The following is an 18,286-nucleotide window of genomic DNA, read 5'->3' as shown; positions in this document are numbered from 1 at the left end:
CCCCCACTTGTGGGGGGATTTGATGAAACAGGTTGAAACAACCTGAAACATTATCTCCAGCCAAAGCCGCAGAAACGCAAGCGTTTTGGGCTTCTATGGAACTAGCTGAAACAGTGAATTGGCTCCCCGGGTAGGATTCGAACCTACGACCGATCGATTAACAGTCGATTGCTCTACCGCTGAGCTACCGAGGAACACGCCGCCGAAGCGGACAAGGCGGCCCCTTTGCCGTCGCTTGCGCCATTTTGCAAGGCCTCAAACGATAAATTGTTCCATCGCGATGCGTTCGTCGAGTCCCTGGTCGGGATCGAACAGCAAAGTCAGCGGCCGGCTGCGGTCGGTGGTGACCAGCACGGTTTTTACATCGCGGATTTCGCGCTGGTCGGCGACCGCGCTGACCGGGCGTTTCGCTGCCTCGCGGACGTTGAAGCGGATGCTCGTCGATTCGGGGACCAGCGCGCCGCGCCAACGGCGCGGGCGGAACGGGCTGATCGGGGTCAGCGCCAGCATTTCCGATTCGAGCGGCAGGATCGGGCCATTGGCGCTGAGGTTGTACGCGGTCGAGCCGGCGGGGGTCGACACGAGGACGCCGTCGCAGGCAAGCTCCTCTAGCATCGTTTTTTCGTTGATGATCACTTCCAGCTTTGCCGCCTGGCGCGTTTCGCGGAGCAGCGAAATTTCGTTGATCGCGGGCAGGATATGGCGCTCACCGCTGATCGTCGTGATGTCGCCGCTCAGCGGATGGATCAAAAAGGGCCGCGCTGCCGCCAGCCGGTCGATCAGCCCTTCGATGCGAAACTCGTTCATCAGAAAGCCTATGGTGCCGCGGTTCATCCCGAACACCGGCATGCTGCGGCGCTGGTCGAGCAGCTGGTGCAGCATGTGGAGCAGGAACCCGTCGCCGCCGAGCGCGATCAGCAGATCGGCTTCGTTCAGGTCGACGAAGTCATAGAGCGGGCGTAGTTCGGCCTCGGCTTCCATGGCGGCGGGCGCGTTCGATGCGACAAGCGCGATCTTGCGATGCATATTGGTCCGGTTCCCCTCGCGGGCGGCCGGTCAGCCGCCCGTTGCACTCATATGACGCGCGACCGCCGGTGTGGACTTTCGTTCGATATGAAAGTCATGCGCGCGGGGTTTGCCAGCCAATGCCCGATCAATCAAGCCATCGACATCGCCGCCGTCGCGCAACGCCGCGCGCAGGTCGACATGGTCGTCTTGCCCCAAGCACATATAGACGCGGCCCTCGACGGTCAGGCGGATGCGGTTGCACGTCGCGCAGAAATTGTCCGACAGCGGGGTGATCAGGCCGAGCGTCACCGGGCTGTCCTCGATCGCGAAATAACGCGCCGGGCCGCCGGTGCGCTTGTCGACCGGGTACAGCGCGCTGACGTCGCGCAGCGGCGCGATGAAATGGTGGAGCGGGATATAATGGTCGCTGCGGTCGGCCTCGACCTCGCCGAGTGGCATCGTTTCGATCAGCGTGAGGTCGCAGCCGGATGCGGCGCAATAGTCGAGCATCGGCAGCAGCTGGTCTTCGTTGAGCCCCGCGAGCGCGACCATGTTGATCTTGACCGCAATCCCGACCGCACGCGCGGCGGCGATCCCGGCGAGCGCGACGTCGACGTCGCCGACCCGGGTGATGTGGCGGAAAGCGGCGGGATCGAGCGTGTCGAGGCTGACATTGATGCGCCGCACCCCCGCTGCCGCCAGCATTGGGGCATATTCGGCGAGGCGCATGCCGTTGGTGGTCAGGGTCAGTTCGTCGAGGCCATGCCCGATCATCGCGCCCAGCCGCATCGCCAGCGTATCGATGCCGCGCCGCACCAGCGGCTCGCCGCCGGTGAGGCGGATACGGCGAATCCCGCGCGCGACGAATCGCGCGGCGAGGTCACCCATTTCTTCGATGCTCAGCACCGCCGATTTGGGGAGGAAGACCATGTCTTCGGCCATGCAATACCGGCAGCGCAGGTCGCAGCGATCGGTCACCGACAGGCGTAAGTAACTGATCTGGCGGCCATGACCGTCGATCAAAGGCGCCGTCGAGGCGGCAGGTTGGGAAAATGTGGCAGCCACGCCGCCCTTGTGATGCAAAAGGCAGGAACTTGGCAAGCAAAGCCTGCTAGGGGGACGCCATGAATCGCTTATCCGAAACCCTGTCGGCGTGTGTCCGCAAACTCGAAGCCCTCCATACGCGCCACGACGCCGATGCCGGGGTCATTTTGGTCCAGATCGATCAAATGGCGCGGATCAACAGCAGTGCCGGAACCGCGACCGGCGACGCGGTGCTCGACGAAATCGGGCGGCGGCTGGAAAATTTCGCCAGCGACGAATTCGGACAGGGGGCGTGCGTTGACCGGCTCGACGGGCCACGCTTCCTGATCGTGCCGTCGAGCCCGATGTCGCTGGGGGCGTTGCGCGCGCAGGAACGCGCGCTGCACGTTGCTTTGGCCGAGCCGATCGTCGGCGATCCGAACGGGCGGCTGTCGATCCGTATCGCCGCGGCGCTGATCACCCGTGACGAATCGGTGGCCGAGCAATTGCGCAATGCGGGCGACCAGCTGTCGCGTCCGGCGTCGGCGCGCGACGGGGTGATGGTGCATGCCGCGCTGTCGGGCGACGAGGTGCTGATCCATTACCAGCCGCAATATGACGTCGGCACCGGCGAAATGGTCGGGGTCGAGGCGCTGCTGCGCTGGCAGCATCCTGAATTGGGCCTGCTCGGCGCCGGGCCGCTGGTCACCGCGGCGCGCGCGGCGCGGCTCGAATGCGAGCTGACCGAACATGCCCACCGTGTGGCGCTCGCCGAAATGGCCGGGTGGCCGCGGGCGCTGGCGAAGCTGCGCGTGTCGCTCAACATTACCGCTGCCGATCTGGGCGACCCCGAGTTTGCGGGGCGGTTTGCTGCGATGGCGAAAGCGGCGAAGGTCGATCCCGACCGGCTGACCCTCGAACTGACCGAACAGGCGATGCTCAGCGATCCGGCGAGCGCCGCCGAGCAGCTGGCGCAGATCCGTGCGCTGGGCTGCGCCATCGCGATCGACGATTTCGGGACCGGCTATTCCAGCCTGTCGCTGCTGGCGCGGCTCCCGATCGATTATCTCAAGATCGACAGCGGCTTCACCCGTACCATCGACGGCAGCGACCGCGACCGTATCGTCGTGCGCGCGATCGTCGATTTGGCGCGCGCGCTGGGGCTGCTGGTCGTGGCCGAGGGGATCGAGAATGAACGCCAGCTGGCGCGCCTGTCCGAGCTGGGGGTGGCGACCTGGCAGGGGTTTTTGAAGTCGGGTCCGGTGCCGGCGGAGCAGTTGCTGGATCTATTGAATACCTAAATCCCGTTCGCCCTGAGCTTGTCGAAGGGCCGCTTTTTCTTTCGCCCGCGGTCTCGGCAAGAAGAAGGACGGTGCTTCGACAAGCTCAGCACGAACGGACGAAAGGTGGATCGAAGGAGGCTAGACCACCTGCTTCGCCAGCTTCGCCAAACCCTTTGACAATTGCAGCGCGCCATTGAGCCGCGCCCCGGTGCTCACCCAGTCGCCGCTGACCGACAGCTTGTTGTCGGGGCGGATGCGCGCGCGGCCCTTCAGTCGTTCGACATAGGCGATCAGCCCGGGGACGTTGGCGAACTGGTCGCTGTGGAACGACACCAGCGCGCCTTTGGTGCCGACATCTAGCTTGGCGATGCCCGCCAGCTTTGCATTCGCCTTGATCTCCATCAGCTGGACCAGATTCGCGGTTTCGGGCGGCAGCGGGCCGAAACGGTCGATCATCTCGGCGGCAAAGGCGTCGAGGGCCGGCCGGTCGGCAGCGTCGTTGAGGCGGCGATAGAGCGCCATGCGCAGCGGCAGGTCGGGGACATAATCCTCGGGGATCAGGATCGGTGCATCGACGGTGATCGTCGGTGACAAGGCTTCGCGCGGCGGCAGTTTGCCGGCGCCTTCGGCCTTGGCCATCAGGATCGCCTCTTCGAGCATCGACTGATACAGTTCGAAGCCGACCTCGCGGATATGCCCCGACTGTTCGTCGCCGACGAGGTTGCCGGCGCCGCGAATGTCGAGATCGTGGCTCGCGAGCTGGAACCCCGCGCCCAATGTATCGAGATCGCCGAGCAGCTTGAGCCGCTTCTCGGCGGTGTCGGTGATCGCGCCATGCTCGGGCGTCGTCAGATAGGCGTAGGCACGCGTCTTTGCGCGGCCGACCCGTCCGCGCAGCTGGTACAGCTGGGCTAGGCCGAAGCGGTCGGCGCGGTGGATGATCAGCGTGTTGGCGCTCGGAATGTCGAGGCCCGATTCGACGATCGTGGTCGACAGCAACACATCATATTTGCGGTCGTAAAAGGCGCTCATCCGGTCCTCGACCTCGGTCGGGGTCATCTGGCCATGCGCGACGACATATTTGATTTCGGGGACGCGGTTGCGCAAAAATTCCTCGATGTCGGGCAGATCCTTGATCCGCGGGACGACGAAAAAGCTTTGGCCGCCGCGGTCATGCTCGCGCAGCAAGGCTTCGCGCAGCACCACGGCGTCCCATGGCGCCACATAAGTGCGCACCGCGAGGCGATCGACCGGCGGGGTCTGGATGACGCTGAGCTCGCGCAGCCCCGACATCGCCATTTGCAGCGTGCGCGGGATCGGCGTTGCGGTCAGGGTCAGGACATGGACGTCGGCTTTGAGCTGTTTCAGCCGTTCCTTATGGACGACGCCGAAGCGCTGCTCCTCGTCGACGATGACGAGGCCGAGGTTTTTGAACTCGACCGATTTCGCGATCACCGCATGGGTGCCGACGACGATGTCGATCTGGCCGTTCGCCAGCCCGTCGCGGGTCTTCTGCGCTTCGCCCGCCGGGACGAGCCGCGACAGGCGGCCGATGTTGACCGGGAAGCCTTTGAAACGCTCGACGAAATTGGTGAAATGCTGGCGCGCGAGCAAGGTGGTCGGGCAGACCAGCGCGACCTGCACCCCCGCCATCGCGGCGACAAAGGCGGCGCGGAGCGCAACCTCGGTCTTGCCGAACCCGACGTCGCCGCACACCAGCCGGTCCATCGGCTTGCCCGACGCCATGTCGGCGAGCACATCGCCGATCGCGCGGTCCTGATCGTCGGTTTCCTGATAGGGGAAGCGGTCGGCAAAGGCGGGGTAGGCGGCGTCCTGCGCCAGCAATTCGCCCGAGCGCAGCGCGCGCTGCGCCGCGGTCGCGAGCAGTTCGCCCGCGATCTCGCGGATGCGCTCCTTCATCCGCGCCTTGCGGCGCTGCCACGCTTCGCCGCCGAGCCGATCGAGCGCGACGCCCTCGCTCTCGCCGCCATAGCGCGAGAGGACGTCGAGATTTTCGACCGGGACATAGAGCTTGTCGCCGCCCGCATAGGTCAGCGCGACGCAGTCGTGCGGGCTGCTCCCAACCGGGATCGACGTCAGCCCCTCGTAACGCCCGATGCCATGGTCGAGATGGACGACCAGGTCGCCGACGCTGAGCGTCGCGAGTTCCGCCAGGAACGCGTCGGCGCTCTTGCGGCGCTTTTGCCGCCGGACAAGCCGTTCGCCGAGGATGTCCTGTTCGGTGAGCAGGCTGATCGCGTCGGACGCGAAGCCATGGTCGAGGGGGAGGACGACCATCGCGACACTTGTTCCCCTCCCGCTTACGGGAGGGGCTAGGGGAGGGCCTGTTTCGTCGGCGCGCTTCGTAACAGGCCCTCCCCCGACCCCCCCCGCAAGCGGGAAGGGAGAAGATGCGCCCAGCGCGTCCTGCCAGCTGTCGGCCGGTGCGAGCGAAGTCACGCCATGATCGCGGAGCAAACCCGACAAACGCTCGCGCGCGCCGCCCGAATAGCTGGCGATGATGGTCCGGCGTCCCTTGCGGCGCTCGTCGCTCAGATGATCGGCGACCTTCTGATAGACATTGGCGTCGGCGGCGCGTTCGGGGGTGAAATCGCGGGCGGCGAAGGTTTCGAGGTCGACGACCTGCGACGACGGCGGGACATCGAACGGGGTGACGATATGGACCGGGCGGCTGCGCGCGGCGCCCGCCCATTCGGCCTCGGTCAGATACAGCGTTTCAGGTGCTAGCGGGCGGTAGCTGCCGGTCGACTCCTGCTCCGCCGCGACGCGGTTCGCATGATAATCGGCGATCGCGGCAAAGCGCGTCTCGGCGGTCGCTTCGCTGCGGTGCCCGCGCAGCACCGGGGTCGCGGGATCGATATGGTCGAACAGCGTCGCCAACCGCTCCTCGAACAGCGGCAGCCAATGGTCCATGCCCGCCTGCCGCCGCCCGTCGCTGACCGCCTGATACAGCGGATCGCCGGTCGCCTGCGCCCCGAACAGGTCGCGATAGGTCGAACGGAAACGCTTGATCGTGTCTTGATCGAGCAAGGTTTCGGCAGCGGGGAGCAGTTGCAGCGCCTTGGCGGGACCAAGGCTGCGCTGGTCGGCGGGGTCGAAGCGGCGGATGCTTTCGATCTCGTCGCCGAAAAAATCGACCCGCAGCCCCGTCTCTTCGCCCGCGGGGAAGAGGTCGAGGATACCGCCGCGCACCGCGAACTCGCCCTGATCGGCGACCGTATCGACGCGGCTGAAACCGTTCGAGACGAGCAGCTCGGCGAGCGCGTCGCGGTCGATCCGCTGCCCGGCGGCGAGGGTCGTCGCAAGCTGGCGGATGCGGAACGGCGTCAGCGTGCGCTGGGTGACCGCGGCGACGGTGGTCAGGATCAGCTCGCCGCGCTTCGCGGGCTGTTGCAACGCCGACAGCGTCGCCAGCCGGTCGGCGCTGACGCGCATCGACGGCCCCGCGCGGTCATAGGGCAGGCAGTCCCACGCCGGAAAGCGGTGGACGATCAGGTCGGGGGCAAAGAAGGGCGCGGCATCGGCGATCGCCTGCATCGCCGTGTCATCGGTCGCGACATAGACCAGCCGCTTGTCGCTGGCACGCGCCAGATCGGCGAGCAGCAGCGGCAGGAAACCGTCGGCAGCGCGCGCCAGCGTCAGCGGCGCCGCTGCCGATCCGATCGCGGCAAAAATGTCGGCGGCGGGCATCGTCATGGCAGCGGGATATAGTCCAGCCGGCGCATCGCGGCGATCATGTCTGGGCGGTCGAGGTGCGTGGGCGGCTCTCCGGTGCCCAGCGCCCATGCCATGATGTCGACATCGTCCTCCTCGACGACAATCTCGTACCAGGCGATCTCGTCGTCGCTCCACGACGCAGCATAGCGGTCGAAAAAGCCGCCGATCATATAATCGGCCTCGCGCGTGCCGCGGTGCCAGGCGCGGAATTTCAGGCGTTTGAGGCGGTCGGTCATCTGTTTCTCTTTCCCTTCTCCCTGGACGGGAGAAGGATACGGAGCCTTGCCGATTTGCGGCTAGGCGAAGTTGGATGAGGGTGAGCGCTCGCATGGCGAGCGCGCGCTTGCTTTGCAAGCGCATACCCCTCACCCGCTGCGACTAACGAGCAAGCTCGTAAGTCTCGCCGCCCTCTCCCGCAAGGGGAGAGGGGAGGTGCAAGTTGGCAAAGCCCGCGCTAAACAGCGATCATCCATGCGACCCGAAATCCTCAATCCGCTCTTTGCCGCACTCACCGACCTGAAAGGCGTCGGGCCGCAGCTCGCCAAGCCGCTGACGCGGCTGGGGCTGGAGCGCGTTGTCGATGTGCTGTTCCATTTGCCGACCGGGCTGATCTCGCGCTTTCCGGTCGATCGGCTCGATCAGGCGCAGGCGGGCCAGACGATCATCGTCGACCTGACCGCGCAGGACTATCGCTCGGGCCGCTCGCCCCGCGCGCCTTTCGGGGTCGAGGCGTTCGACAGTGCGGGCGACCACGTCCGGCTCGTCTATTTCGGGCGCACCTCGGGGTTGGCGCGCAAGCTGTTCCCGCTGGGTGAGACGCGCCGCGTATCGGGGCGGCTCGACCTCTATGGCGAGATGCGCCAGATCGTCCATCCCGATCAGGTCGTCGAACCCGGCGACGCGGCAGGCATCGCGATCCACGAACCCGTCTATCCCTTGACCGAAGGGCTGACCAACGCGCGGCTGTCGCAGCTGGTCGAGATTGCGCTCGAACGGCGCCCCGAGCTTGCCGAATGGATCGACGGCCCGCTGCTGACCAGCCGCGGCTGGCCCGCCTGGCGCGAGGCGCTGGCGCGCGCGCACGCCAGCCCGCAGGACGCGGCGGCGCACGACCGGCTGGCCTATGACGAGATTTTTGCCAGCCAGGTCGCGCTGATGCTGATCCGCGAGGGGCTGCGCAAGCGCAAGGGCCGCGCGGTGGTCGGCGATGGGCAGCTGATCGATACGCTGCGGCTGCCGTTCGGACTGACCGGCGCGCAGGAGCGCGTGGGGCGCGAGATCGCCGCCGATATGGGCCGCGACACCCCGATGCTGCGGATGCTGCAGGGCGATGTCGGGTCGGGCAAGACGCTGGTGGCGCTGCGCGCGATGTTGGCAGCGGTCGAGGCGGGGACACAGGCGGCGCTGCTCGCCCCGACTGAGATATTGGCGCGCCAGCATTTCGCGACGCTACAGGCGATGCTGGCGGGGCTGCCGGTCACCATCGCGATCCTGACCGGGCGCGACAAGGGTCGCGTGCGCGAATCGACGCTGATGGGGCTCGCCGACGGCAGCATCGACATCCTCGTCGGCACCCATGCGATTTTTCAGGATGCCGTGACGTACCGCGATCTGGCGCTGGTGGTGGTCGATGAACAGCATCGCTTTGGCGTCGCGCAGCGGCTGATGCTGACCCAAAAGGCGGCGCGGCCGCCGCATCTGCTGGTGATGACCGCGACCCCGATCCCGCGCACCCTGCAACTCGCCAACCATGGCGAGATGGACGTGTCGCGGATCGACGAGATGCCGCCCGGGCGCACGCCGGTCGATACGCGCGTCGTGTCGGTCGACCGCGTCGACGAGGTGGTCGGCGGACTCGAACGCCATCTGGCGACCGGGGCGCAGGCCTATTGGGTCTGTCCGCTGGTTGCCGAGAGCGAGGTGAGCGAACTCGCCGCCGCCGAGGAGCGCGCCGCGCTGCTGCGCGAGCGGCTGGGCGCCGACCGCGTCGGGCTGGTGCATGGCCGGATGAAGGGGCCCGACAAGGATGACGTCATGGCGCGGTTTCAGGCGGGCGAAATCGGGGTGCTGGTCGCGACCACGGTGATCGAGGTCGGGGTCGACGTTCCCGCCGCCAGCCTGATGATTGTCGAACATGCCGAGAATTTCGGGCTGGCGCAGCTCCACCAGCTGCGTGGCCGCGTCGGGCGCGGCGCGGCGAAATCGGTGTGCCTGTTGCTGCGCTCGCAGAACCTGTCCGAAACCGCGCGCGAGCGGCTGGCGCTGATGCGCGAGACCAATGACGGGTTCGTGATTGCCGAAAAGGATCTGGAACTACGCGGCGGCGGCGAACTGCTCGGACTCAAACAGTCGGGCGACGCCGATTATGGCCTGGCGAGCGCCGAGCAGCTGGTGCGGTTGCTGCCGGTGGCGCACGACGATGCGCGGCTGTTTGTCGAGCGCGACGGCGGGATGGACGGCGCGCGCGGCGATGCGGTGCGGCACTGCCTCTATCTGTTCGAGCGCGATGCGGCGGTGCCGCTGCTCAGAAGCGGTTAGTTGACGTCGGCCCGGGCGCCCATGGCGCGGATCATCGGCAGATAATCTTCGACCGCGATCGACTTGTCGAACTGGACACCGGTCTTGCCGCCCAATGACCACACGACCTTGGCCGCGGTGCGGCCGATGATCGGCATGCGGAACACGACGAGGTCGCCGATCTCGAGCCCGCGCTCGAACCGCATCAGCATACCGTCGGCGCTGATGTTGACGCAGGTGCACATTTCCTGTCGCCCGTCGGGCATGACGAAGGGCAGGCGGCAATAAACGTCGCTACGCGGAGCAATTCGCTGGTCGAGCCCGACATAATGGGCCTTGCTGGTATCGATCTTGCGCATTTTTGTGGACCTTGTTGGTTTGGCCATGGACGATCCACCCGAATGCTGAAGAAGTCGTAAACGCTTTACCGCGCTTTACCGCGATACCAGCCCATGTTTTTTGGACCCGAGGCTGAGCGGGACGGGCGCGTCGCCGGGCATGATCAGATGGTGCGGATCGCGGATGACGATGCCGTCGACCTTGACCGCGCCCTCGTCGAGCTTGCGCCGCGCCTCCTTGTTCGACGCCGCAAAGCCCAGCTCGCGCAGCGCATCGACGACGCTGATCCCTGCGGCGGGCGCCGTCGCTTGCGGCAGGTCGCCACCAATCTGTCCTTTTTCAAAGGTTTGAGCGGCGGTGTCGGCGGCAGTTTGCGCGGCTTCCATTCCGCGGCACAGCGCGGTAGCCTCGTTCGCCAGAATCTTCTTCGCCTCGTTGATCTCGGCGCCGCCCAGCGCTTCCAGCCGCGCGATCTCGTCGAGCGGCAGGTCGGTGAACAGCTTCAGGAAGCGGCTGACGTCGCGGTCGTCGCAATTGCGCCAGAACTGCCAATAGTCAAAATGGGACAGTTGAGCGCGATTAAGCCACACTGCGCCAGCCGCGGTTTTGCCCATTTTTGCGCCCGCCGCGGTGGTGAGCAGCGGAGTCGTCAGCCCGTAAAGGTCGGCGCCGTCCATCCGGCGGCCCAGCTCCATGCCGTTGACGATATTGCCCCACTGGTCCGATCCGCCCATCTGGAGCCGGACCCCCATGTCCTTCGACAAATGGCGGAAATCATAGCCCTGGAGGATCATGTAATTGAATTCGAGGAAGGTCATCGGCTGTTCGCGTTCGAGCCGCAATTTGACCGAATCGAACGTCATCATGCGGTTGATCGTGAAATGGGTGCCGACTTCCTGCAGCAGTTCGATGTAGCCTAGCTGCCCCAGCCAGTCGTGGTTGTTCACCATCACCGCGTCGGTCGGGCCGTCGCCAAAGGTCAGGAATTGCTGAAAGATGCTGAAGATCGACGCGATATTGTCGGCAATCGTCTGATCCGACAGCATCTTGCGGCTTTCGTCGCGGCCGGTGGGGTCGCCGATCCGCGTCGTCCCGCCGCCCATCAGTACGATGGGCTTGTGCCCCGTCTGTTGCAGGCGGCGCAGCATCATGATCTGGACCAGGCTGCCGACGTGCAGGCTAGGCGCGGTTGCGTCGAAACCGATATATCCGGGGACGACCTGTTTGGCGGCGAGCGCATCGAGCCCTTCCGCGTCGGTCATCTGGTGGATATAGCCTCGCTGATCGAGGATGCGCAGCAGGTCGGATTGATGGTTCGTCATAGCGGGCGGGCGCTTAGCATGACGTCCGCGCAAACCCAACACTGTTCGCCTTTACCAAAAGCCGTTCGCCCTGAGCTTGTCGAAGGGCCGTTCTTCCCTTTACACCGTGCCGATGAGCTTTTGGGCCTATATGCTGCACTGCCGGGGAGGGGCGTTTTCGGGGCATACGGACAATCTTTCGTATCGCATCGCACAGCATGCGTCGGGTACCATTCCGGGTTTTACGGCGGATAAGCTGCCCGTAACTCTGGTGTGGAGTCAGGAATTTTCGACCCGCATCGAAGCGTTGGAAGCCGAGCGTCGGATTAAGGGCTGGAGTCGGGCCAAAAAGCTGGCATTGATCCGCGGCGATTGGAATAGAATTTCCAGCTTGGCAAAAGGAAAGAACAGTCCTTCGACAAGCTCAGGACGAACGGAGGAAGACTGAGTGTCCGACCAAACGGACTGCCGACGGCACTCCCTCATCTGCCACCCCGACACCCCGGCCAGGACCGTCCGGTCGGTGGCGGTCGAGGTCACGCTGTCGTTCGATGACGGCTTTGCGCTGCGCTATGTCGTCGAGGGTGCGGTGGGCGACATCGTGCTGCCGCCGGGCGACGGCCAGCTTGTCATCGCCGACAGCGCGACCGATGGATTGTGGCAAGGCACTTGTTTCGAGGCGTTCCTGACCGAAGAAGGGCAGCCCGACTATACCGAATTCAACTATGCTCCCGACGGCCGCTGGGCCTGTTACCAGTTCGACGATTATCGCTCGCTGCTCCGTCCCGATGAGCTGGCACCGTGGGACATGGTCGCCGAACGCAGCGACGCGCAGTACGCGCTGCGCGTCGAACCGGGGATTTTCCCCGATACAGGGTCGAAACTTGCGCTGTCGGCGGTGATCGAGGAGGTCGACGGCACCAAAAGCTATTGGGCGCTCGCGCACCCGCCGGGCAAACCCGATTTCCATCATCCCGATTGCTTTGCGCTCACGCTTGCGGCACCGGGCGCGGCATGACGATGACATTCGGTATCGATCGCCTGCTCGCCGACCCCACGCTGCGCGCCCCGCTGGCGGGGCAACGCGTCGCGCTGCTCGCGCATCCCGCCTCGGTCACCGCCGACCTGACTCACAGCCTCGATGCGCTCGTCGCGGCGGGGGTGAACGTCACCGCAGTGTTCGGGCCGCAGCACGGGGTGCGCGGCGACTTGCAGGACAATATGATGGAGTCGCCCGACTTCACCGATCCGGTTCATGGTGTCCCATGTTTTAGCCTGTATGGCGAAGTGCGGCGTCCCACGGGCCAGTCGATGCACACCTTCGACGTTGTGCTGATCGACCTTCAGGATCTCGGTTGCCGCATCTATACCTATGTCACGACCCTGCTCTACATGCTCGAGGCCGCGGCGCAGCATGGCAAGGCGGTGTGGGTACTCGACCGCCCGAACCCCGCGGGGCGACCCGTTGAGGGCACGCTGCTCCGTCCCGGCTGGGAAAGCTTTGTCGGCGCGGCGCCGATGGTCATGCGCCACGGGCTGACGATGGGCGAAATGGGGCATTGGTTCATTCGCCACTTCGCCCTCGACGTTGAATATCGCGTGATCGCAATGGAGGGGTGGAGCCCGCTGGTTGGCCCGGGCTATGGTTGGCCGGAGGGCCGCGTGTGGATCAACCCCAGCCCGAACGCCGCGAACGTCAACATGGCGCGCGCTTACGCCGGCACCGTGATGGTCGAGGGAGCGACCCTGAGCGAGGGCCGCGGCACGACGCGCACGCTCGAGCTGTTCGGCGCCCCCGACATCGACGCCAAGGCGGTGATCGCCGAGATGCACCGCCTCGCGCCGCACTGGCTGGCGGGGTGCAAGCTGCGCGACATCTGGTTCCAGCCGACCTTTCACAAACATGTGGGGCAGCTGTGTAGCGGCGTCCATATCCATGCCGAAGGGCCGTGGTACGACGATGCCGCGTTCCAGCCGTGGCGGGTGCAGGCGCTGGGGTTCAAGGCGATCCGCTCGCTCTATCCCGACTATCCGATCTGGCGCGGCACCGATTTCAAATATGAATATACCGACGATGTGCTGGCGATCGACGTGATCAACGGTGGCCCCGATCTGCGGCTGTGGGTCGACGATGCGGGCGCCGCGGCGGGCGATCTTGATGCACTCGCGCGGCCCGACGAGGCGACGTGGCGCGACGAGATTGCGGATTTGTTGCTGTATTGATGAGGTAGTAGGCCATCATCTAATCCGTTCGTGCTGAGCTTGTCGAAGCACTGTCCTTTCTTCGCGTCGAAGGAAGAACGGCCCTTCGACAAGCTCAGGGCGAACGGAAAAAGGGGTATCGAGATGATCCAACGACGGCAATTTTTGGGCACGGCTGCGATCGGCGGGCTGGCGGCAACCTTTCCTTTGCCGCTGCTAGCGGCAGACACGGCCGCTCTGCCCAATCTCGCCGCCAAGGCGGTCCCGATCAGCAAGGCCGAGCGCGTCGCGCGGATTGGCAAGGCGAAGGAGCTGATGCGCGCGAATGACATCGGCGCGCTGCTGATCGAGCCGGGATCGAGCCTCATCTATTTCACCGGGGTGCGCTGGTCGCGCAGCGAGCGGCTGACCGCCGCGGTGCTGACGCGCGAGGGCGAGATCGCGGTCGTCACGCCGTTCTTTGAAGAACCTTCGGTGCGTGAAAGCCTGGGCGTTGCGGCCGAGGTGCTGACGTGGAACGAGGATGATAATCCGCTCGCCGCGGTTGCCGGCTGGCTCGGCAAGCGCGGGCTGGCCAAGGGCCGCATCGGCGTCGAGGAGACGGTGCGCTATTTCGCCGTCGATGGCCTCGAAAAGGCGATGCCCGGCGCCACCGTCGTCAACGGCGCGCCGGTCGTGCGCGGGTGCCGGATGCACAAATCGCCCGCCGAAATCGCGCTGATGCAGATCGCCGCCGACATCACCATCGCCGCCTATCGCCACACCGCGCCGCGGGTGGAGGCGGGGATGACCCCCGCCGAGATTGGCGCGATCATGGCGGCGGCGACGACCGCGCTGGGCGGGCGCAGCGAGTTCGAGCTGATCCTGCTCGGCGAGGCGAGCGCCTATCCGCACGGGTCGGGCAAGCCGCAGGCGGTGAAGGATGGCGAGGTCGTGCTGATGGACTGCGGCGCCACCGTTCATGGCTATCAATCCGACATCTCGCGGACGTTTGTTTACGGCAAGGCAACCCCGCGGCAGCGGCAGGTGTGGGACCAGATGCGCAAGGGGCAGGACGTCGCCTTTGCCGCCGCGAAACTCGGCACCCCGGCGGGCAAGGTCGATGACGCGGTGCGCGCTTATTATGCCGGCCTTGGCTGGGGACCGGATTACAAGCTGCCCGGAACGCCGCACCGCACCGGCCACGGCATCGGTCTCGACGGGCATGAGCCGGTCAATCTGGTGCGCGGCGAGACGACGAAGCTGGCGCCCGGTATGTGCTTTTCGAACGAGCCGGGCATCTATATTCCGGGCGAATTCGGCATCAGGCTCGAGGATTGTTTCTACATGACCGACAGCGGTCCGAAATGGTTCAGCGAGCCGCCGCCGTCGATTGACCAGCCGTTTGGGTAACCAGCAACGGACCCTTCAAAACCCGTTCGTGCTGAGCTTGTCGAAGCACCGTCCTTTTCTTGGCGACGTGGCAAGGAAGATCGGCCCTTCGACAAGCTCAGGGCGAACGGACTAGGGGGAGGCGTCGGGCCTCTTCGGCCGCTGCACCAAACTCACCAGCACGAACGAAATGATCATCAGCAGATACCAGCTGCCGAGCTTTTCCAGCCCGACCATATGCCAGCCATCATCCTGGCTCGGATAGGTCCATGCGCGCGCAAACGTCCCGATATTCTCCGCAAACCAGATGAACAGCGCGACCAGTCCCCAGCCGACGAGCAAGGGCATGCGGCGGTGGACGTGCAGGGGGCGGAACCACACCTGACAGCGCCAGAACAGCAACGCGGTCGCCGCAAACAGGAACCAGCGGATATCGTATAGCCAGTGGTGCGCGAAGAAATTGACGTAGATCGCCGCCGCGAGCGCATAGCTGGCCCATACCGGCGGATAGCCCGTGTAGCGGAAGTCGAAGATACGCCAGACGCGCGCGATATAGCTGCCGACCGCGGCATACATGAAGCCAGAGAACAGCGGCACCGCGCCGATGTGGAGCAGGCTCGCCTCGGGATATTGCCACGACCCCGCCGCGGTCTTGAACAGCTCCATCACCGTGCCGACGATGTGAAAGATCAGGATGACGAGTGCCTCTTTCGGCGTTTCCAGTCGAAAGGCGAGCATGCCGAGCTGGATCAGCACCGCGCCGATCGTGATCGCGTCATAGCGGTGGAGCGGTGCGTCGGCGGGCCAGAACAGATGCGTGCCAAGCAGCAGCGCGAGCATCAGCGCGCCGAACAGGCACGCCCAACCCTGTTTGAACCCGAACACCAGAAATTCGAGGAACCAGCCGCGCGGCCCCGGGGTGATCGCCATCGCCTCCAGCTGGGCGCGGACGGCGTGAAAGCGGCTGTGACCGCGTTCGCGGTCAGACATAGACGGCGACCCACGCGATCAGCATCGCGGCGGGCAAGAGCAGCGCCTGCGCGAGAATCGTCCCGGCCAGGCGGCTCAGCGAGATGAAGGTGATCGCGCGGCGGAAATCGGCCTCGTCGACTTTGCCCTCGACCGCATCGTCGGTCATTACCGACAATTGCGGGTCGATGAAGGCGAACAGCAGGATCGTCGCAAAGCCGTTGATCAGCGCCGACAGCTGCGATGCGGTGACGCGGAATTCGGGCGCCAGATAACCGGCGTAGAGCGATGCGACGACGCCGACCGCGAGCAGCGATTGCGCCAGGCAATTGGCGATCAGCACGCCCCAGCTGATCCCTTTCGGCATCCGCCAACCCTTGAGGTGCGCGAGGCTTGGGAAGGTCAGCGACCGGCGCAGCGTGCGCAGTCCGCTGGGGCTCACCGCCTTCACCGCCAGCTTCGTCGTCGACCGGTTGGTCTGGTACCAGCCGATCGCGGCGGCGAACATCCGCTGGCCGGTGGGGACGAGCAGGATACCGATCAACGTCGCGACGCTCGCCGCGGCGAGCACCAGTTGCATGTCGATAAACAGCGATGCGCCGCTGCCGTCATGCAGCCGCGTCTCGATCCGTTTGGCGAGGAAGGGGCCGAGGAAGCTGTTCGAGGTGCGCGAAAACAGCACGAGGATGTTGAACAGCGCGAACGACATCGCGATCCGCCGCGTCCGCACCCCCGCGATCCGCGCCGCATAAGCAAGCGCCCCGATCAGGTTGATGAACCCGGTGAGCAGCAGGATGGTGACGAGGGGGAGGTCGATCATGGCGGGCCTAGCGGAACTTCTGAAATCCGTTCGTGTCGAGCGAAGTCGAGACACCCATCGGTCGCGCACGCGCTCGGGGTGTCTCGACTTCGCTCGACACGAACGGGATTAGGGGATCGGCGTGACATCGTCACGGCCTAATCAGGCCGCCGCGCTCAATGCTTTCGCGTCAGCTCGCGCATCGCATCGTCCAGCCCCGACAGGCTCAGCGGATACATGCGGTCGTTCATCAGCTGTTTGATCAGCTTGACCGACTGGGTGTAGCCCCAATGCGCCTCGGGCACCGGGTTCAGCCACACCGCGGCAGGATAGACTTTGGTGATCCGGCCGAGCCACACCGCGCCCGATTCCTCGTTGAAATGTTCGACGCTGCCGCCCGGATGGGTGATTTCATAGGCGCTCATCGACGCGTCGCCGACGAAGATCACTTTATAATCATGGCCATATTTGTGGAGGATGTCCCACATCTGGTGGCGTTCGGACCAGCGGCGCTTGTTGTCCTTCCACACGCCCTCATACGGGCAATTGTGGAAGTAGAAGAATTCGAGATTCTTGAACTCGGTCGTCGCGGCGCTGAACAATTCTTCGCAGAGCTTGATGAACGGGTCCATCGACCCGCCGACGTCGAGGAACAGCAGCAGCTTGACCGCGTTGCGCCGTTCGGGGCGCATCTTGATGTCGAGCCAGCCCTGCCGCGCGGTGCCGTCGATCGTGCCCGGAATGTCGAGCTCGTCGGCCGCGCCCTCGCGCGCAAATTTGCGCAGGCGGCGGAGCGCGATCTTGATGTTGCGGGTGCCGAGTTCCTTGGTGTTGTCGAGATTGGCGAACTCGCGCTTTTCCCAGACCTTCAGCGCGCGTTTGTGCTTGCTCTCGCCGCCGATCCGCACGCCTTCGGGATTATAGCCCGAATTGCCGAAGGGCGAGGTGCCACCGGTGCCGATCCACTTGCTGCCGCCTTCATGGCGCTTTTGCTGTTCCTCGAGCCGCTCTTTTAGCGTCTCCATGATCTTGTCCCAGTCGCCGAGCGATTCGATCGCGGCCATTTCCTCAGGGGTCAGGAATTTCTCGGCGACGGCTTTCAGCCAGTCGGCGGGGACGTCGACCGGGTTCTGGCCGTAATCGGAGATGATACCCTTGAAGACCTTGTTGAACACCTGGTCGAAGCGGTCGAGCAGGCCTTCGTCCTTCACGTAGATCGCACGCGACAGATAATAGAATTGCTCGGGGCTGCGATCGATTACCTCGCGGTCGAGCGCCTCCAGCAGCATCAGATGCTCTTTCAGGCTGGCGGGAATGCCCGCGGCGCGCAGCTCGTCGAGAAAGCCGAAAAACATGGGCGAGGGTTATCGTGTTGGCGCGTGGGGTGCAATCCCTTTACGTAAACGGAAAGTCGTGCGTGCTGGCGTCTGGACGCGATGGCGGGTTTGCGACCAATAGCAGCCGTCCGAAAATATGATAAGCGATGCCGATGGCATGGAAACATATCCGGTTAGGCGTGGCACTAGGATGTGCACTTGGGCTTGCATCTTGTGAATCAAAGCCCCCCGAGATTAAGCTCGCAACGGACGCTGGCAAGGCATGTGGGCTTCCCTCCGAGCGTGTCTGCGTATCAGCAATAAAGACGCCGGGTGATTACATCATAGGGCTACATGGCGATACGGAGCCCCGATCGCCGAAAGACCTCAAATGCCTAGAAGCATGGGCAAAAAAGCAAA

At 64.9% G+C, this 18,286-nt stretch carries 15 protein-coding genes and 1 tRNA gene; 6 read left to right on the top strand and 10 right to left on the bottom strand.

The window, feature by feature from the left end; translation table 11 throughout:
- Positions 1-119: 119 nt before the first annotated feature.
- The 3 genes from ACTIFP_RS12530 to moaA form a co-directional block, all read right to left on the bottom strand.
- A tRNA-Asn gene (locus ACTIFP_RS12530) sits at positions 120-194 on the bottom strand.
- 61 nt (positions 195-255) lie between these two features.
- Positions 256-1,026: an NAD kinase gene (locus ACTIFP_RS12525; RefSeq protein ID WP_310085367.1), complete on the bottom strand. Its 771-nt coding sequence runs from the start codon at positions 1,024-1,026 to the stop codon at positions 256-258.
- Between the two features lie 30 nt (positions 1,027-1,056).
- Positions 1,057-2,073: a GTP 3',8-cyclase MoaA gene (gene moaA / locus ACTIFP_RS12520; protein ID WP_439569034.1), complete on the bottom strand. Its 1,017-nt coding sequence runs from the start codon at positions 2,071-2,073 to the stop codon at positions 1,057-1,059.
- A 59-nt stretch (positions 2,074-2,132) separates the two neighbouring features.
- On the opposite strand from moaA, the gene ACTIFP_RS12515 reads away from it, so the two are divergent.
- Entirely contained in the window at positions 2,133-3,332 is a 1,200-nt protein-coding gene (locus tag ACTIFP_RS12515) for a GGDEF domain-containing phosphodiesterase (protein WP_439569033.1), read from the top strand.
- A 120-nt stretch (positions 3,333-3,452) separates the two neighbouring features.
- Here the strand turns inward: ACTIFP_RS12515 and mfd are convergent, their stop codons facing one another.
- Positions 3,453-7,031, bottom strand: a complete 3,579-nt coding sequence (mfd, locus tag ACTIFP_RS12510) for a transcription-repair coupling factor (protein ID WP_439569032.1) — start codon at positions 7,029-7,031, stop codon at positions 3,453-3,455.
- Positions 7,028-7,288: a succinate dehydrogenase assembly factor 2 gene (locus tag ACTIFP_RS12505; RefSeq protein ID WP_439569031.1), complete on the bottom strand. Its 261-nt coding sequence runs from the start codon at positions 7,286-7,288 to the stop codon at positions 7,028-7,030. The genes mfd and ACTIFP_RS12505 overlap by 4 nt, the downstream gene beginning before the upstream one ends.
- Before the next feature lie 235 nt (positions 7,289-7,523).
- Between ACTIFP_RS12505 and recG the strand changes: the two genes are divergently transcribed.
- Complete coding sequence (gene recG, locus ACTIFP_RS12500; RefSeq protein ID WP_439569030.1) at positions 7,524-9,590, top strand: ATP-dependent DNA helicase RecG; 2,067 nt, start codon at positions 7,524-7,526, stop codon at positions 9,588-9,590.
- On the opposite strand, the gene ACTIFP_RS12495 is transcribed toward recG, so the two are convergent.
- Positions 9,587-9,928 carry a PilZ domain-containing protein gene (locus ACTIFP_RS12495; RefSeq protein ID WP_439569029.1) on the bottom strand — a complete coding sequence of 114 codons (342 nt, stop codon included), beginning with the start codon at positions 9,926-9,928 and terminating at the stop codon, positions 9,587-9,589. The two genes, recG and ACTIFP_RS12495, sit on opposite strands and share 4 nt — an antisense overlap.
- 75 nt (positions 9,929-10,003) lie before the next feature.
- Positions 10,004-11,230 carry a tyrosine--tRNA ligase gene (gene tyrS / locus ACTIFP_RS12490; protein WP_439569028.1) on the bottom strand — a complete coding sequence of 409 codons (1,227 nt, stop codon included), beginning with the start codon at positions 11,228-11,230 and terminating at the stop codon, positions 10,004-10,006.
- A 112-nt stretch (positions 11,231-11,342) separates the two neighbouring features.
- On the opposite strand from tyrS, the gene ACTIFP_RS12485 reads away from it, so the two are divergent.
- The 4 genes from ACTIFP_RS12485 to ACTIFP_RS12470 all read left to right on the top strand — a co-directional run bounded on the left by ACTIFP_RS12485 (position 11,343) and on the right by ACTIFP_RS12470 (position 14,803).
- Positions 11,343-11,657: a GIY-YIG nuclease family protein gene (locus tag ACTIFP_RS12485; protein ID WP_439569027.1), complete on the top strand. Its 315-nt coding sequence runs from the start codon at positions 11,343-11,345 to the stop codon at positions 11,655-11,657.
- Positions 11,658-12,227: a DOMON-like domain-containing protein gene (locus tag ACTIFP_RS12480; protein ID WP_439569026.1), complete on the top strand. Its 570-nt coding sequence runs from the start codon at positions 11,658-11,660 to the stop codon at positions 12,225-12,227.
- Positions 12,228-12,229: 2 nt separating this feature from the next.
- Entirely contained in the window at positions 12,230-13,432 is a 1,203-nt protein-coding gene (locus ACTIFP_RS12475) for an exo-beta-N-acetylmuramidase NamZ family protein (RefSeq protein ID WP_439569156.1), read from the top strand.
- Positions 13,433-13,555: 123 nt separating this feature from the next.
- Positions 13,556-14,803: a M24 family metallopeptidase gene (locus ACTIFP_RS12470; RefSeq protein ID WP_439569025.1), complete on the top strand. Its 1,248-nt coding sequence runs from the start codon at positions 13,556-13,558 to the stop codon at positions 14,801-14,803.
- 111 nt (positions 14,804-14,914) lie between these two features.
- On the opposite strand, the gene ACTIFP_RS12465 is transcribed toward ACTIFP_RS12470, so the two are convergent.
- The 3 genes from ACTIFP_RS12465 to ACTIFP_RS12455 all read right to left on the bottom strand — a co-directional run bounded on the left by ACTIFP_RS12465 (position 14,915) and on the right by ACTIFP_RS12455 (position 17,905).
- Positions 14,915-15,772 (bottom strand): DUF817 domain-containing protein, encoded by an 858-nt coding sequence (locus ACTIFP_RS12465; protein WP_439569024.1) that lies wholly within the window; start codon positions 15,770-15,772, stop codon positions 14,915-14,917.
- Entirely contained in the window at positions 15,765-16,571 is an 807-nt protein-coding gene (locus ACTIFP_RS12460) for a lipid II flippase Amj family protein (RefSeq protein WP_439569023.1), read from the bottom strand. Before ACTIFP_RS12460 ends, ACTIFP_RS12465 begins: the two co-directional genes overlap by 8 nt.
- A gap of 155 nt (positions 16,572-16,726) precedes the next feature.
- Positions 16,727-17,905, bottom strand: a complete 1,179-nt coding sequence (locus tag ACTIFP_RS12455) for a vWA domain-containing protein (RefSeq protein ID WP_137752165.1) — start codon at positions 17,903-17,905, stop codon at positions 16,727-16,729.
- Positions 17,906-18,286 lie beyond the last annotated feature (381 nt).

Source organism: Sphingopyxis sp. (assembly GCF_051861155.1).
GTDB lineage: Bacteria > Pseudomonadota > Alphaproteobacteria > Sphingomonadales > Sphingomonadaceae > Sphingopyxis.
Note: the sequence above shows the minus strand (reverse complement) of the source record. Positions and strands in the feature narration are given on the sequence as shown.